The 14,553-nt window shown below is 66.5% G+C and carries 12 protein-coding genes; 9 read left to right on the top strand and 3 right to left on the bottom strand.

Features of this window, described 5'->3' with window-relative positions:
- Positions 1–60 precede the first annotated feature (60 nt).
- From mnmA to ALVIN_RS07455, 8 genes are all read left to right on the top strand, one after another.
- On the top strand, positions 61–1,176 hold the full coding sequence (gene mnmA, locus ALVIN_RS07490) for a tRNA 2-thiouridine(34) synthase MnmA (protein ID WP_012970722.1): 1,116 nt from the start codon (positions 61–63) through the stop codon (positions 1,174–1,176).
- Positions 1,177–1,240: 64 nt separating this feature from the next.
- Positions 1,241–1,864: a high frequency lysogenization protein HflD gene (hflD, locus tag ALVIN_RS07485; protein WP_012970721.1), complete on the top strand. Its 624-nt coding sequence runs from the start codon at positions 1,241–1,243 to the stop codon at positions 1,862–1,864.
- Positions 1,865–1,986: 122 nt separating this feature from the next.
- Positions 1,987–4,650 carry an aconitate hydratase AcnA gene (gene acnA / locus ALVIN_RS07480; protein WP_012970720.1) on the top strand — a complete coding sequence of 888 codons (2,664 nt, stop codon included), beginning with the start codon at positions 1,987–1,989 and terminating at the stop codon, positions 4,648–4,650.
- 139 nt (positions 4,651–4,789) lie between these two features.
- Positions 4,790–5,113, top strand: coding sequence for a thiamine-binding protein (locus ALVIN_RS07475; protein WP_012970719.1), 324 nt, complete (start codon positions 4,790–4,792; stop codon positions 5,111–5,113).
- Positions 5,110–5,946, top strand: coding sequence for a metallophosphoesterase family protein (locus ALVIN_RS07470; protein ID WP_012970718.1), 837 nt, complete (start codon positions 5,110–5,112; stop codon positions 5,944–5,946). Before ALVIN_RS07475 ends, ALVIN_RS07470 begins: the two co-directional genes overlap by 4 nt.
- Before the next feature lie 75 nt (positions 5,947–6,021).
- Positions 6,022–6,894 (top strand): Hsp33 family molecular chaperone HslO, encoded by an 873-nt coding sequence (gene hslO, locus ALVIN_RS07465; RefSeq protein WP_012970717.1) that lies wholly within the window; start codon positions 6,022–6,024, stop codon positions 6,892–6,894.
- Between the two features lie 24 nt (positions 6,895–6,918).
- Complete coding sequence (locus ALVIN_RS07460; protein ID WP_012970716.1) at positions 6,919–8,184, top strand: NupC/NupG family nucleoside CNT transporter; 1,266 nt, start codon at positions 6,919–6,921, stop codon at positions 8,182–8,184.
- Positions 8,185–8,281: 97 nt separating this feature from the next.
- Positions 8,282–8,620: a TusE/DsrC/DsvC family sulfur relay protein gene (locus ALVIN_RS07455; RefSeq protein ID WP_012970715.1), complete on the top strand. Its 339-nt coding sequence runs from the start codon at positions 8,282–8,284 to the stop codon at positions 8,618–8,620.
- 89 nt (positions 8,621–8,709) lie between these two features.
- Here ALVIN_RS07455 and ALVIN_RS07450 read toward each other — a convergent pair whose 3' ends face one another.
- From ALVIN_RS07450 to sucC, 3 genes are all read right to left on the bottom strand, one after another.
- A complete protein-coding gene (locus tag ALVIN_RS07450) occupies positions 8,710–10,509 on the bottom strand; it encodes a SufS family cysteine desulfurase (RefSeq protein WP_012970714.1) in 1,800 nt (599 codons plus the stop codon).
- A gap of 153 nt (positions 10,510–10,662) precedes the next feature.
- Positions 10,663–11,538 carry a succinate--CoA ligase subunit alpha gene (gene sucD, locus ALVIN_RS07445; RefSeq protein WP_012970713.1) on the bottom strand — a complete coding sequence of 292 codons (876 nt, stop codon included), beginning with the start codon at positions 11,536–11,538 and terminating at the stop codon, positions 10,663–10,665.
- The gene (gene sucC, locus ALVIN_RS07440; protein WP_012970712.1) at positions 11,535–12,743 is read right to left on the bottom strand and encodes an ADP-forming succinate--CoA ligase subunit beta; all 1,209 of its coding nucleotides are present in this window, start codon (positions 12,741–12,743) and stop codon (positions 11,535–11,537) included. The genes sucD and sucC overlap by 4 nt, the downstream gene beginning before the upstream one ends.
- A 142-nt stretch (positions 12,744–12,885) precedes the next feature.
- Here sucC and ALVIN_RS07435 point away from each other — a divergent pair, with 142 nt between their 5' ends.
- Entirely contained in the window at positions 12,886–14,460 is a 1,575-nt protein-coding gene (locus tag ALVIN_RS07435; protein ID WP_012970711.1) for a sensor histidine kinase, read from the top strand.
- Positions 14,461–14,553: the final 93 nt, after the last annotated feature.

The raw sequence follows: 14,553 nt of genomic DNA, 5'->3' as shown, positions 1-14,553 counted from the left end.
CGCGGGCGCCCTGTCGATTCTGGATCTCCCCAAGTTCAACCATCGCTTCGTCATTTCGTCATGCCAGCAAACGCCCAGACTCCTTCCGCTCAGCGCGTCATCGTCGGTCTCTCCGGCGGTGTCGATTCAGCCATCGCCGCCCATCGGCTGCTCGAACAGGGCTATGCGGTCGAGGCGCTGTTCATGAAGAACTGGGAGGAGGACGACGCCGAGGGCTACTGCGCCGCCGCCGAGGATCTGGCCGACGCGCGCGCGGTGGCCGAGCGGCTCGGAATCCGGCTGCATACGGTCAACTTCTCGGCTGAGTACTGGGATCGGGTCTTCGAGTATTTTCTGCGCGAATACCAGGCGCTGCGCACACCCAACCCGGACGTGCTCTGCAACCGCGAGATCAAGTTCGCCGCCTTCCTCGACCATGCGCTCGGCCTGGGCGCCGAGGCGATCGCGACCGGGCACTATGCCCGGGTCGTCGCCGACGCGCAGGGCGGCTATCACCTGCATCGCGCCGTCGACGCCGACAAGGATCAGACCTATTTCCTGCATCTGCTGGATCAGGAACAGTTGTCGCGTGCCCTGTTTCCGCTCGCCGATCTCACCAAGGGCGAGGTGCGCGCCCTGGCTCGCCGACTCGGTCTGGCCAATGCCGCCAAGAAGGACAGCACCGGCATCTGCTTCATCGGCGAGCGGCGGTTCAGCGACTTCCTCGCCCGCTATCTGCCGCGCGAGCCGGGACCGATCGAGACGCCCGAAGGCGTGCGGCTCGGCGAGCATCACGGGCTGGCCTATTACACCCTCGGCCAGCGTCAGGGACTCGGGATCGGCGGAGTCAGCCAGGGACGCGAGGCGCCCTGGTATGTCGCCGTCAAAGACAGCGCGAACAACCGGCTGATCGTGGTCCAGGACAGCCGGCATCCGCTCCTGATGTCGACCGGGCTGGAGGCGCTCCAGCCCCACTGGATCAGCGGTCGGGCGCCCGAGACGCCGTTTCGCTGTCTGGCGCGCCTGCGCCATCGCCAACCGTTGCAAGCCTGCGAACTGGTCGAGATCGGGGCCGATGGATGCCGGGTGCGCTTCGACGAGCCGCAGCGTGCGGTCACGCCCGGCCAGTCGGTCGTCTTCTACCAGGAGACCGAGTGTCTGGGCGGGGCCGTCATCGAGCGTGGCGTGGCGTCCTGAGCCTCGAATGCGTTGTAAGATGGCGTCATCAGCCACAACGTATTGCGATCGAGACCCCATATCCATGCCCCGTACCAACCTGGAGCGCACCATCGCCCTCGCCGGCCTCTATCAGGCCGTCAACTGCGTCATCCGCATCGCCCGCCAGGGTTCGGTCGATACCGAGATCATGCAGCCCTGCATCCATAGCCTGTTCCAGGTCGATGCCGAGAACGTCGAGTCGGTCTTCGGCGAGCCGGGCGTGCTGGCCAATGGCGCGCGCCAGCTCGTCGCCCAGCTGACCGGGCAGCCCGAGCGCAACCTGGAGCTGACGCGCTATGCAGTCCAGGTCATCAAGCTCGAACGCGAGCTGGCCAAGCGGCCCGATCTGCTCGCGATCCTCGGGGACGGTATCCGCGAGGCCGAATCCAAGCGCGTCCATTTCGAGCTGCTTCACCCCAACCTGCTGGCCCATTTCGCCGATCTCTACAGCCAGACGCTCAGTCATCTGCAACCACGTATTCTGATCCACGGCGACCCGCTGCATCTGCGCAACCCCGACAACCAGAACCGGCTGCGCGCGCTGCTGCTGGCGGCGGTACGCGCGGCGCGGCTGTGGCGTCAGGTCGGCGGTTCGCGCTGGCAACTGCTGTTTCGCAACCGGCCGATCCTGGATGAAGCGCGGCGTTATCTCGATCGGCATGGCTGAAGCGGACGCCGACATGCGATCCGGTTTTCGTTGCAGTGCAGCATATGGAATATCCCAGCACCGGACGCTAGAATCGAGCGCTCCAAACGATAACTAGCCGATCCATGCCACCGGAGCCCTCGATGCCCAATAGCTTCAACGCCAAGTCCACCCTGAACGTCGCCGGCCAGGAGTACGAGATCTTCAAGCTCGACGCCGTGCCGAACAGTGCGCGCCTGCCGTTCTCGATCAAGATCCTGCTGGAGAACCTGCTGCGCAACGAGGACGGCGTGACCGTCACGCGCGAGGACATCGAGTACTTCAGCAACTGGAACCCCCAGGCCGAGCCGGACAAGGAGATCCAGTACCGCCCGGCGCGGGTGCTGATGCAGGACTTCACCGGCGTGCCGGCGGTGGTGGATCTGGCAGCGATGCGCGATGCCATGCGCGCGCTCGGCGGCGATCCGACCCGAATCAACCCGCTCCAGCCGGCTGAGCTGGTCATCGACCACTCGGTGCAGGTCGATCACTTCGGTTCGGATGGGGCGTTCGCGCTCAACGCGGAGCTTGAGTTCCAGCGCAATCAGGAGCGCTACAAGTTCCTCAAGTGGGGTCAGCAGGCGTTCGACGGCTTCAAGGTCGTGCCGCCGGATACCGGCATCGTGCATCAGGTCAATGTCGAGTATCTGGCGCGGGTGGTCTTCCCCAAGCCGGTCGACGGCACGACCCAGGCGTATTTCGATACCTGTGTCGGCACCGACTCGCATACGACCATGGTCAATGGCATCGGCGTGCTCGGCTGGGGCGTGGGCGGCATCGAGGCCGAGGCGTCGATGCTGGGTCAGCCGGTGTCGATGCTGGTGCCCAAGGTCGTGGGCTTCAAGCTCACCGGCACCCTGAAGGAAGGCGTGACCGCCACCGATCTGGTGCTGACCATCGTCGAGCAACTGCGCAAGCATGGCGTGGTCGGCAAGTTCGTCGAGTTCTACGGCCCGGCGATCGCCAGCCTGCCGATGGGCGAGCGCAACACCATCGCCAACATGGGGCCTGAATACGGCGCGACCTGCGGCCTGTTCCCCATCGATCAGGTCACGCTCGACTATCTGCGTCTGACCGGACGCGACGAGGCTCAGATCGCGCTGGTCGAGGCCTACTGCAAGGCGCAGGGCGTGTGGCACACTGCCGATGCGCCCGAGGCCGAGTATTCCGAGACCCTGGAGCTGGATCTGGGCGATGTGGCGCCCTCGCTCGCCGGGCCGAAGCGTCCGCAGGATCGCGTCGCGCTCACCGACATGGCGAGCCACTTCCCCAAGGCACTCGCCGCGCTCAAGGCCGAACGCAATCTGCCCACCAAGGGCGCGGCCAAGGCGGTGATCGACGGCCAGGAGGTCGAGATCTCGGACGGCTCGATCGTGGTCGCGGCCATCACCTCCTGTACCAATACCTCCAACCCCAGCGTGCTGATCGGCGCCGGACTGGTGGCGAAGAAAGCCGTGGCGCTGGGTCTGAAGCGCGCGCCCTGGGTCAAGACCGCCTTCGGTCCCGGCTCGATGGCCGTCACCCGCTATCTCGACCGCGCCGGGCTGACCGAGCCGCTCAAGGCGCTCGGCTTCCACAACGTCGGCTATGGCTGCACGGTCTGTATCGGCAACACCGGCCCGCTGCCCGAGCCGGTCTCCAAGGCCATCGCCGACAATGAGCTGTGCGCCGTCTCGATCCTGTCGGGCAACCGCAATTTCGAGGGCCGTGTCCATGCCGAGGTGCGCATGAACTATCTGGCCAGCCCGCCGCTGGTCGTCGCCTATGCCATCGCCGGTCGCATCGACATCGATCCCTACAATGACCCGCTGACCACGGATGCCCAGGGCAATCCGGTCTATCTCAAGGACATCTGGCCGACCCAGGACGAGGTCAACGCGGCCATCGCCGAGTTCGTCACCCCGGCGGAATTCACGGCGGCCTATGCCGATGTGTTCGCGGGGGATGCGCGCTGGCAGTCGCTCGACGCCGTGGCCACCCAGACCTACGACTGGCCGGCGGATTCGACCTATATCCGGAATCCGCCCTATTTCCAGGGCATGAGCCTGGAGGTCGCCCCGGTCGAAGACATCAGCCGCGCGCGCTGTCTGGCCGTGCTCGGTGATTCCATCACCACCGACCACATCTCGCCCGCCGGATCGATCAAGCCCAACTCGCCGGCCGGCAAGTACCTGATCGAGCATGGCGTGGAGCCGAAAGACTTCAACAGTCTCGGCTCGCGGCGCGGCAATCACGAAGTCATGATGCGCGGCACCTTCGCCAACATCCGGCTGCGCAATCTCATGGCGCCGGGCACCGAGGGCGGCGTGACCCTGCATCAGCCCAGTCAGGAACAGCTGTCGATCTATGACGCGGCCATGCGCTATCAGGCCGAGGGCACGCCCGCCATCGTCATCGCCGGCAAGGAGTACGGTTCGGGTTCCTCGCGCGACTGGGCGGCCAAGGGGCCGCGTCTGCTCGGCATCCGCGCGGTCATCGCCGAGAGCTATGAGCGCATCCACCGCTCCAACCTGGTCGGCATGGGCATTCTGCCGCTTCAGTTCCTGGCGGGTGAGAATGCCGCGTCGCTCGGTCTGATCGGCACCGAGACCTTCGACATCGTCGGTCTGAACGGCGGCGAGGCCAAGCAGGTCGAAGTCCGTGCGACCGGCGCCGACGGCTCGGTGAAGACCTTCCAGGCGCGGGTGCGCATCGATACGCCGAACGAGGTGGATTACTACCGTCACGGCGGTATCCTCCAGTACGTGCTGCGCAAGCTCGCGGCCTGATCGGCCATCCCGCCCGACGACCGGGACATCCAGGTCACGCCTGGAATCCCGGTCGTCCCGCCCCGACCTCAGCACGACTGGCTCAATCCCGCTTGAACGCCGCAATAACCGGCGTCCGTCCACCAGAGGTGGCACACCCATGTCCGTGATCCTCGATCTCACCATTTTCCCGACCGATCAGGGGAGCAGTTTCAGCCGGTTCGTCGCACCCGTGATCGCCATGATCCGCGACAGCGGCTTCGAGCATCAGCTCTCGCCCATGGGCACCCAGGTCGAAACCGATACATTGCCCGAGGCGCTGGCCATCATCGAGCGCGCCAACGCCATCCTGGACGGATTCGGTGCCGAGCGCGTCTATGTGGTCGCCAAGTTCGACATCCGCCCTGGAGCGAGTGGACGCCTGACCGGCAAGCTCGACTCGGTGCGCCGCCGGCTCGACGCGCCGACGGCCGACCAGCCATGAAGGTCGCCATCTTCTCCGATGTCCAGGGCAACCGGCCCGCCATGGACGAGGCCGTCGCCCATATCCTCGACTGGAGGCCGGATCTGGTGGTCATGGCCGGGGATCTCATCAATCGCGGACCCAGCAGTCTGGCCTGTCTGGAACGCTTCGACGAATTGAGGCGCACGCGCGGCTGGCTGCCGGTCAACGGCAACCACGAGACCTGGATCCAGCGTTGCGGACATGAAGCCCCGCGCGATGCGCTCGAAGCCGAGATGCGTCTGTTCGCCGACTGGACTTACAAGCAGATCGAACCCCGGCTCGACGCACTCGTCGACTGGCCGGATCATCTCTGTTTCAACGCTGGCACCGATGATTCCTGGGTGCATGTCACCCACGGCACCCTGGTCAGCAACCGCCACGGCATCGGCACCAGCGTCACGGACGAAGAGCTGCGCGGTACACTGCCGACCGATCTGGCGCTCTTCGTCACCGCCCACACCCATCGTCCGCTGGAGCGGGTACTCGACGGCCTGCCTATCCTCAACGTCGGCTCGGTCGGCTCGCCCTTCGATGGCGATCCGCGCGGCAGCTATGCCCTGCTGACGTTCGAGCGCGGTGCCTGGAGCTGGGAGATCGTGCGCTTCGCCTATGACCGCCAACAGGCCGCGCGCGACTTCGACGACCTCGGCTTCATCGAGCACGGCGGGCCGCTGGCACGCATCCTGTTCGAGGAATGGAAGCGCGCCCGACCACTGATGCAGCTGTGGCGCCGTGACTTCGAGACGGCCGTGCTGGCCGGTGAACGCGCGCTGCAACCGACCGTCGATGCGTTTCTGGCGACGCTCGACTGAGCGGCAATGGTTGCGATCGACGGAACGAACTGAACGAAATTCAACGCACTGAACAACACGCCCCAAAATCATTCGATGAACGACTCGGATACACTCTCACGCTTTCTCTTCGAACACGCCGGCATTCGCGGCAATCTGGTCCATCTGGATGCGAGCTGGCGTGCTGCGCTGGAGGCGCATCCCTACCCCGAGCCAGTGGCCGCGCGACTGGGCGAGGCGCTGGCGGCGGCCTCGCTGTTGGCGGCGACCATCAAGTTCGAAGGGTCGCTGATACTCCAGATCCAGGGTTCAGGCCCGATCCGCACCCTGGTCGCCCAGGCCACGCACGCGCGCACGGTGCGCGGTCTGGCGCGCTGGGAGGCTGAGGTTCCAGCCGCCGACTCGCTGAGCGCGCAGTTCGGCACGGGACAACTGGTGCTGACCATCGACCAGGGGCGCGGCCAGCCCTATCAGGGCGTGATCCCTCTGGCCGGTGCGCGTCTGACCGATGCCATCGAGCACTATTTCACCGATTCCGAGCAGATCCCGACCCGACTGTGGCTGGCGGCGGGTCCGTCGCGTGCTTCGGGTCTGTTGCTGCAACGCTTGCCCGAGGCCGGCGCGACCGAAGAAGACTGGAACCGCGTGACCCTGCTCGCCGATACGCTCACGCCCGGCGAATTGTTGGACCTGGCGACCGAACCGCTACTGCACCGGCTCTTCCACGAAGAGACCGTGCGGCTGTTCGAATCAGAGCCGGTCTCTTTCCGCTGCGGCTGCTCGCGCTCGCGCATCGCCGACATGGTCAAGCTGCTCGGCGAATCCGACATCGACCACCTGCTCGACGAGCACGGGGCGATCGAAGTCACCTGCGAGTTCTGCAACCGGCTCTATCGCTTCGACCCGGTCGACGCGCGCCAGCTCTTCGCCGGCGCCACCCGCCACGCGCCCCCGGCGACCCAGCAATGATCCGCTGACGCCCGCCGCCGACCCGTGGACCATCCTGACATCCTGACGCGACTCCAGCCGCTGCTCGGGCTACTGGCGTTCCTGACGTTGGCCTGGCTGTTGAGCGAGGATCGGCGCGCCGTGCGTCCCCGGCTGGTGCTCGCCGGTCTGGGACTGCAATTCTTCATGGCGCTGGCGCTGCTCAAGCTGCCGGGGGTCAAGGACGGCTTTCTGCTGCTCAACCAACTGGTGCTGTCCATCCAGACTGCGACCCAGGCCGGCACCGAGCTGGTCTTCGGCTATCTCGGCGGCGGGTCCGCCCCGTTCGAGACGGTCTATCCGCACAACAGCTTCGTGCTCGCCTTCCGCGCCCTGCCGCTGATCCTGGTCATCAGCGCGCTCTCGTCCCTGCTCTTCCACTGGCGCATCCTGCCGCTGGTCGTGCGCGGCTTCGCCTGGCTGCTGCGACGCACCCTGGGCACCGGCGGGCCGCTGGGACTGGCGGCCGCCGCCAATGTCTTCGTCGGCATGACCGAGGCGCCCCTGCTGATCCGGCCCTATGTGTCGAGCCTGTCGCGCTCGGCGCTGTTCGGACTCATGACCTGCGGCATGGCGACCATCGCCGGCACCGTGATGGTGCTCTATGCCAGTCTCATCGGGCCTGTGGTGCCGGACGCCATGGGCCATATCCTCACCGCTTCGCTGATCAACGCGCCCGCCGCGCTGGTGATCGCCGGACTCCTGATCCCCGAGCCGGCCGGAAACACGCCGGTTCTCGACACTCGGATCGAGCGCTCAACCCACGGCGCCATGGACGCCATCACGCGCGGCGCACTGGAAGCCATCCCGCTCTGGCTCAACATCATCGCCATGCTGATCGTCATGGTCGCGCTGGTCAGTCTGTTCAATCAGGCGCTGGGTCTGCTGCCGGCGGTCGCCGGCGAGCCGCTCACGGCGCAACGGCTGCTCGGCTGGCTGATGGCGCCGGTGGTCTGGCTGATCGGCATTCCCTGGTCCGAGGCTCAGACCGCCGGCGCGCTCATGGGCGTCAAGACCGTGCTCAATGAGCTGGTGGCCTATCTCCAGCTCGCCGCGCTGCCTCCCGAAGCGCTCGGCGAGCGCAGCCGGATCATCCTGACCTATGCGCTGTGCGGCTTCGCCAATCTCGGCAGTCTCGGCATCCTCATCGGCGGACTCGGCGCCCTGGCCCCGGAGCGCCGACCCGAGATCGTCGCGTTCGGTTTCAAATCCATCCTCGCCGGCACGCTCGCGACCCTGATGACGGGCGCGGTAGTGGCGATCCTGCTATGAGCATCATAAAATCCGAATGTTCTGAATTGAGAACGGCAGGCAATGCCGCTATCTAGGCCAACCACACGACAATTCTGATGACAGAGAGGAGCAAGACATGGCCATCGAGGTCAACGGCCGCACCATCGCCACGACTGACACCGGTTATCTGGAGAACCACTCCGACTGGGACGAGGACGTCGCCCGCAAGCTCGCCGAGATCGAGGGCATCGAGCTGACCGACAAGCACTGGGACGTGATCAACTATCTGCGCGACGAGTACATCAACAACGGCCAGAATCAGCCGATGGAGCGCGTGGTGCTCAAGGACATGGGCAAGATGTGGGGCACCAAGCCCACCAGCAAGGATCTCTACCTGCTCTTCCCGCTGGCGCCCACCAAGCAGGGCACCAAGATCGCCGGACTGCCGGCGGTCAAGCGCAAGGGCGGTTACTAGACCGCACAACCGTCGAGGCGCGAAGCCGGGCATCGCCATCCCTGGCGTCCTTCGCGCCCTGGCGGTTCAACATCCGCTTCCCCGTCCCATCAGCCCGCGATCGTCCCCGCCAACTGACGCACACGCCGCACCATGGCCTCCAGTCCGTTGCGCCGTGTCAGGCTCAGATGCTGGTCGAGTCCGATCTGCTTGAAGAACGCTTCGACATCGAACGCCAGGATGTCGCGTGCCGGCTGACCCGAGTAGAGCTGCTGGAGCAGCGCGATCAGACCGCGCACGATGTTGGCGTCGCTGTCGGCCAGGAACTCGATGACATCCGTGGTTCCGGGCCGCACCCGCGCGGCGATGTGGACCTGACTCTGGCAGCCGTGCACCGCGTTGGCCTCGGTCTTGAGCGAGTCCGGCATGGGCGGCAGTCGATCGCCCAGGTCGATGATGTGCTGATGGCGCATCGGCCAGTCGGGCAGCAGTTCGAAGACCTCGGCGATCTCGTCGGCGGCGGCTCGCGGGGAATCGGCCATGGCGGCCGGGTAGCTCAGGGTCGGTTCCGGCCCCTCCCCGCTTCCTGGGTTCAAACTCTCCCCGGCGGCTCCCGGTGTCACCTGAGACACGCCCGATGCGTGCCGCTGACGACTCGCCGAGGCGCGGATCTCGCTCAACGCCTCGGCCAGCGCCTCAACTTCGTCGAGCCGGTTGTAGACGCCGAAGGAGGCGCGCGCCGTCGAGTTCACGCCCAGTCGGTCCATGAGCGGCTGACAGCAGTGATGCCCGGTGCGGATGCAGATGCCGCGCAGATCGAGCGCGGTGCCGATGTCGAGCGTGGCGATCGGCGGATCGTTCATCACCCAGGAGATGACGCCGCTCTTGTGTCGGGCCGTGCCCTTGATCGTAAGCCCCGGAATCTGCGCCAGCCGTCCGGTGGCCTGATGCAATAGCGCCTGCTCGTGCGCGCCGATGGCCTCCAGGCCGATCGACTCGACCCAGTCGATGGCCGCCGCCAGGCCGACCGCGCCCGAGATGTGCGGCGTGCCGGCCTCGAAGCGGTTCGGCAGTCCGGCATAGGTGGTGTGCTCGAAGGTGACGCGCTCGATCATGTCGCCCCCGCCCTGATAGGGCGGCATGGACTCCAGCAGCCGGCGCTTGCCGTAGAGCACGCCGATGCCGGTCGGTCCATAGAGCTTGTGGCCGGAGAACACATAGAAATCGGCGTCGAGCGCCTGGACGTCGGTCGGGCCGTGCGCGACCCACTGCGCCCCATCGATCAGCACCAGCGCCCCGGCGGCATGGGCTTCGGCGATGATCTCGGCCACCGGGTTGATGGTGCCGAGCGCGTTGGAGACCTGATTGACCGCGACCAGCCGCGTGCGCGGCGAGAGCAAACGTCGATAGGCGTCCAGATCCAGATCACCGGCATCGTCGATCGGGATGACACGGAGGCGCGCGCCCGTGGTCGCGGCCACCATCTGCCAGGGGACGATGTTGGAATGATGCTCCAGGGTCGAGATCAGGATCTCGTCGCCGGGCTGGAGCGTGGCGCGGCCCCAGATGGCGGCGACCAGGTTGATCGACTCGGTCGTGCCGCGCGTGAACAGACACTCGACCGGATCGGCGGCGTTGAGGAAGCGGGCGACCCGCTCGCGTGCCGCCTCGTACATCCGGGTCGCGGTGCGCGAGAGCTGGTAGGCGCCGCGATGGATGTTGGCATGATGGCCGCGATGATAGTCGGCCACGGCGTCGATCACGCACTCGGGCTGCTGGGTGCTGGCGGCACTGTCGAGGTAGATCAGCGGTTGGCCGTCGGTCGGGGTCGTCAGGATGGGGAACTGGGCGCGGATCGCCTCCACGTCGAGCGCGGGGTGATCAGCGTGTGCGGGAGCGGTGTTGAGCATGATATGGGCCGTCTGTCCAAAGGCGGACTCGTCGATTCGAGCCGGTCGCGTTCTGAATCCCAGTATGACAGTTGGGCAATTTGAGCGGAAGGGGCACATCGGGCGTGAAGGCCGACCCGGCTGGGTCGGCCCCTGGTCGTTCGGAGTAGATGCTCAGGCGCCCCGCAACCGCTCGGCCAACCGCGCCCCCATCTGAGCCGGTGAGCGCACGGTCAGCACGCCGGCCGCCTCCAGCGCCGCATACTTGCCTTCGGCCGTGCCCGCGCCCCCCGTGACGATGGCCCCCGCATGTCCCATCCGCTTGCCTGCCGGCGCCGTGACCCCGGCGATATAGGCCACCACCGGCTTGCTGATCTCGGTCCGGATGACCTCGGCGGCCGCCTCCTCGGCTTCGCCGCCGATCTCGCCGACCAGGATGATGCCCTCGGTCTGGGGGTCGCGCTCGAACAGGCGCAGACAGTCGATGAAATCCAGCCCGTGAATCGGATCGCCGCCGATGCCGACACAGGTGCTCTGACCCAGACCGGCCTGGGTGGTCTGATAGACCGCCTCATAGGTCAGGGTGCCCGAGCGCGAGACGATCCCGACCCGTCCCGGCTGGTGGATGTGTCCCGGCATGATGCCGATCTTGCACGCGCCCGGCGTGATGACACCCGGACAGTTCGGACCAATCAGCACCGCCCCCGTCCCGCTGAGCGCCGCCTTGACCCGCAGCATGTCGAGCACCGGGATGCCCTCGGTGATACAGACGATGACCCGAATCCCGGCGTCGGCTGCCTCCAGGATGGCATCGGCGGCAAAGCGCGCCGGTACATAGATCATGCTGGCATCCGCGCCCGTTTCGCGCACGGCATCGCTCACGGTGTCGAACACCGGCCGGTCGAGATGGCGCTGTCCGCCCTTGCCGGGCGTCACGCCGCCGACCAGATGGGTGCCGTAGGCGATGGCCTGCTCGCTGTGGAACGTCCCCTGCTTGCCGGTGAAGCCCTGACAGATGACACGCGTCTTGGCGTCGACCAGGATGCTCATGGGCGGCCCTCCTCTTCCACGGTGTTCGATGATGCGCCGATACCACGCCGCGCGGCTTCGACCGCCAGTGTCGCGGCCGCGTCGAGTTCGCCGGCCGTCTGAAGCGCCAGCCCGCTGTCGGCGAGCAGTTGCAACCCCTGCGGCGCATTGGTGCCTTCCAGGCGCACCACGATCGGCACCGACACCCCAACCTCGCGCACCGCCTGGATGATCCCCTCGGCGATCAGGTCACAGCGCACGATACCGCCGAAGATGTTGACCAGGATCGAGGCGACCTTGGGGTCGGAGAGAATGAGCTTGAACGCCTCGGCCACGCGCGCCGCCGTCGCCCCGCCGCCGACATCGAGGAAGTTGGCCGGCCGTCCGCCCTGGAGCTTGATCAGATCCATGGTCGCCATCGCCAGCCCAGCCCCATTGACCATACAGCCGATGTTGCCGTCGAGACTGATGTAGTTGAGATCGTGCGCCCGCGCCGCCGCCTCGCGCGGGTCTTCCTGACTCGGGTCGCGGAGTGCGGCCAGTGCCGGATGACGCATGAGCGCGTTGTCGTCGAGCGTGATCTTGGCATCGAGCGCCAGCAGCTCGCCCGTGTCGGTGACGACCAGCGGATTGATCTCGATCAGGCTGGCGTCCGTGTCGACGAAGAGCCGATAGAGTCCATCCATCAGCGTACCGAGCGCCTTGATCTGGCTTTCGTCCAATCCCAGCCCGAAGCCGAGCCGGCGCGCCTTGTAAGGCTGGAAGCCGACCACCGGATGCAGCGCGACCTTGAGAATCCGCTCGGGCGTTTCGGCCGCCACCGTCTCGATGTCCATGCCGCCGGCCGCCGAGGCGACGAACAGCAACCGCTCGCTGGCGCGATCGACCAGCAGACTCAGATAGAGCTCGCGCGCGATGGCGGTCGGGCGTTCGATCAGGACTGATCCGACCGGCAGCCCGTCCGGCCCGCTCTGGAGCGTGACGAGCCGTGAGCCGAGCAGACGGCGCGTCTCGCTCTCGGCCTGCTCGGGACTGTCGACCAGCACTACGCCCCCAGCCTTGCCGCGACCGCCGCTGTGGATCTGCGCCTTGACCGCCCAGCGCGTGCCGCCGAGCTGAACGCAGGCGTCGCGTGCGGCCTCGGGACGCTCGACCAGGACTCCATCCGGGACCGCGAGTCCGCGCTCCCGCAACAACTGTTTGGCTTGAAATTCGTGTAAGTTCATTCGGATCGACCGTGAATGAGGCGCACGATGCCCGCAGGCGATCGGCGAAACGGCTTGGTCGGCGCATAATACAATCGAATGCCCGTCGCGTCTGGCGGGTCTGGTCTTTCTCGATCGCGCGCCCCTGGCCCACCCAACCCCGATGGATGTCGAACCCGGAACCGAATCCGTTTATCCGAGCTGGAGCGCCCTGCGCTGGCTCTTTCTCTTCCGGCTGCTGATGGTCGTCGGTCTGGTGCTGGCCTTCTCGCCCGCGGCCAGCGACCCGGCACTCGCCCGCTCCGACAACCAACTCGCCTGGAATGTGCTCGTGGTCTATGCGGTGCTGGTGCTACTCAGCGGACTCGGACTCTCACTGCGCCGGCCGTCACGGATCAGTCAGGTCCAGCTCGCTATCTTCACCGACATCCTCGTCTACACCGCGCTCATGCACACCGCCGGCGGTGTCACCAGCGGGCTGGGAATCCTGATTGCGCTCGCCGTGGCGGCCGGCGCGCTCATGCTCGAAGGGCGGCTGTCGCTGCTGTTTGCGGCCCTGGCCTCGCTGACGGTCATCAGCGAGCAGATCTACAGCGCCATGCTCGGCGGCAGCCGGGCGATCTCCTTCACCCAGGCCGGCTTGCTGGGTCTGCTCTTCTTCACGGTCGCCCTGCTGGCCCATGTTCTCTACCGCCGGGTGCGTTCGGCCGAGGCGCTGGCCGCGCGGCGCCAGGTCGACATCGACGATCTCTCACAGCTCAACGAGTTCATCATCCAGAGCATCGGGACCGGCATCCTGGTCGCCGACGGCGAACGACGGCTGCGGCTGATCAATACCGCCGCGCTGCATTTGCTCGATGTACGGCGCGCCAAGTCGGGCACCGCGCTCCAGGAACTCTCGGTCGAACTGAATCAGTGGCTCGCCGCCCAGATCCGTGCCGGCTCGCCGCGTGAGGGGCGTCTGACCATCGCCGACCGTCAGGTTCGGGTCTCGCTCAAGCGACTCGGACACAGGTGCGCCAATGGTGTCGTCGTCTATCTCCGCGACAATCAGGAGGCCGAGCACGAAGCCCAGCAGATCAAGCTCGCCTCGCTCGGCACCCTGACGGCCAGCATCGCCCACAACATCCGCAATCCGCTGAGCGCCATCAGTCACGCCGGCCAGCTCCTCTCGGAAGGCCCGGCCCTGTCGGACGAGGACCGGCATCTGCTCGACATCGTCCAGCGCAACAGCGCGCGCATCGAGGAGACGGTGCGCAGCGTGCTCCAGCTCTCGCGCGGCAATCAGGTCGAGCCGCGTCCGATCGAGCTGGCGGCCTGGACCCTGGCCTTCGCCGAGGACTTTCGCGAACAGCATGGACTCGACGACTCCAGACTCCAGGTGCTGATCGAGGCGCGTCCGCTCGACATCGAGACCGACCCGCGTCATCTGCATCAGATCCTGGCCAACCTGTGCGAGAACGCGCTCGTCCACGGGCACGGACCCGATGAACCGGCACACATCCAACTGCGGCTGGGGAGCGATCCGGACGGGATCCGTCTGGAGGTTCGTGACGCCGGTCCGGGGATCGACCCGAGGACCGCGCGCGACATCTTCAACCCGTTCTTCACCACCCGGAGCCAGGGCACCGGACTCGGACTCTACATCGCCCGCGAGCTGGCCGAATCCAACGGCATTCGCCTGACCTACACGGACGTCAAACCGCAGGGCAGCCGTTTCGTCCTGACCTTCGTCTAAGCCGTCCGGCGGTCACGGTTTCGTGGTGGACGCCCGCATTCAGGCGTTTTAGAGTCGCGTGGCGAATTCCCCGCCCAAGAACGACGAGAGGAC

It is taken from the genome of Allochromatium vinosum DSM 180 (assembly GCF_000025485.1).
Lineage (GTDB): Bacteria > Pseudomonadota > Gammaproteobacteria > Chromatiales > Chromatiaceae > Thermochromatium > Thermochromatium vinosum.
Note: the sequence above shows the minus strand (reverse complement) of the source record. Positions and strands in the feature narration are given on the sequence as shown.

What these genes read in the sequence shown, in the direction of transcription:
- sucC (WP_012970712.1), bottom strand. Translation starts at nt 12,743, where the DNA reads ATGAACTTACACGAATTTCAAGCCAAACAGTTGTTGCGGGAGCGCGGA.
- hflD (WP_012970721.1), top strand. Translation starts at nt 1,241, where the DNA reads ATGCCCCGTACCAACCTGGAGCGCACCATCGCCCTCGCCGGCCTCTAT.
- sucD (WP_012970713.1), bottom strand. Translation starts at nt 11,538, where the DNA reads ATGAGCATCCTGGTCGACGCCAAGACGCGTGTCATCTGTCAGGGCTTC.
- ALVIN_RS07455 (WP_012970715.1), top strand. Translation starts at nt 8,282, where the DNA reads ATGGCCATCGAGGTCAACGGCCGCACCATCGCCACGACTGACACCGGT.
- ALVIN_RS07435 (WP_012970711.1), top strand. Translation starts at nt 12,886, where the DNA reads ATGGATGTCGAACCCGGAACCGAATCCGTTTATCCGAGCTGGAGCGCC.
- mnmA (WP_012970722.1), top strand. Translation starts at nt 61, where the DNA reads ATGCCAGCAAACGCCCAGACTCCTTCCGCTCAGCGCGTCATCGTCGGT.
- ALVIN_RS07450 (WP_012970714.1), bottom strand. Translation starts at nt 10,509, where the DNA reads ATGCTCAACACCGCTCCCGCACACGCTGATCACCCCGCGCTCGACGTG.
- hslO (WP_012970717.1), top strand. Translation starts at nt 6,022, where the DNA reads ATGAACGACTCGGATACACTCTCACGCTTTCTCTTCGAACACGCCGGC.
- ALVIN_RS07470 (WP_012970718.1), top strand. Translation starts at nt 5,110, where the DNA reads ATGAAGGTCGCCATCTTCTCCGATGTCCAGGGCAACCGGCCCGCCATG.
- acnA (WP_012970720.1), top strand. Translation starts at nt 1,987, where the DNA reads ATGCCCAATAGCTTCAACGCCAAGTCCACCCTGAACGTCGCCGGCCAG.
- ALVIN_RS07475 (WP_012970719.1), top strand. Translation starts at nt 4,790, where the DNA reads ATGTCCGTGATCCTCGATCTCACCATTTTCCCGACCGATCAGGGGAGC.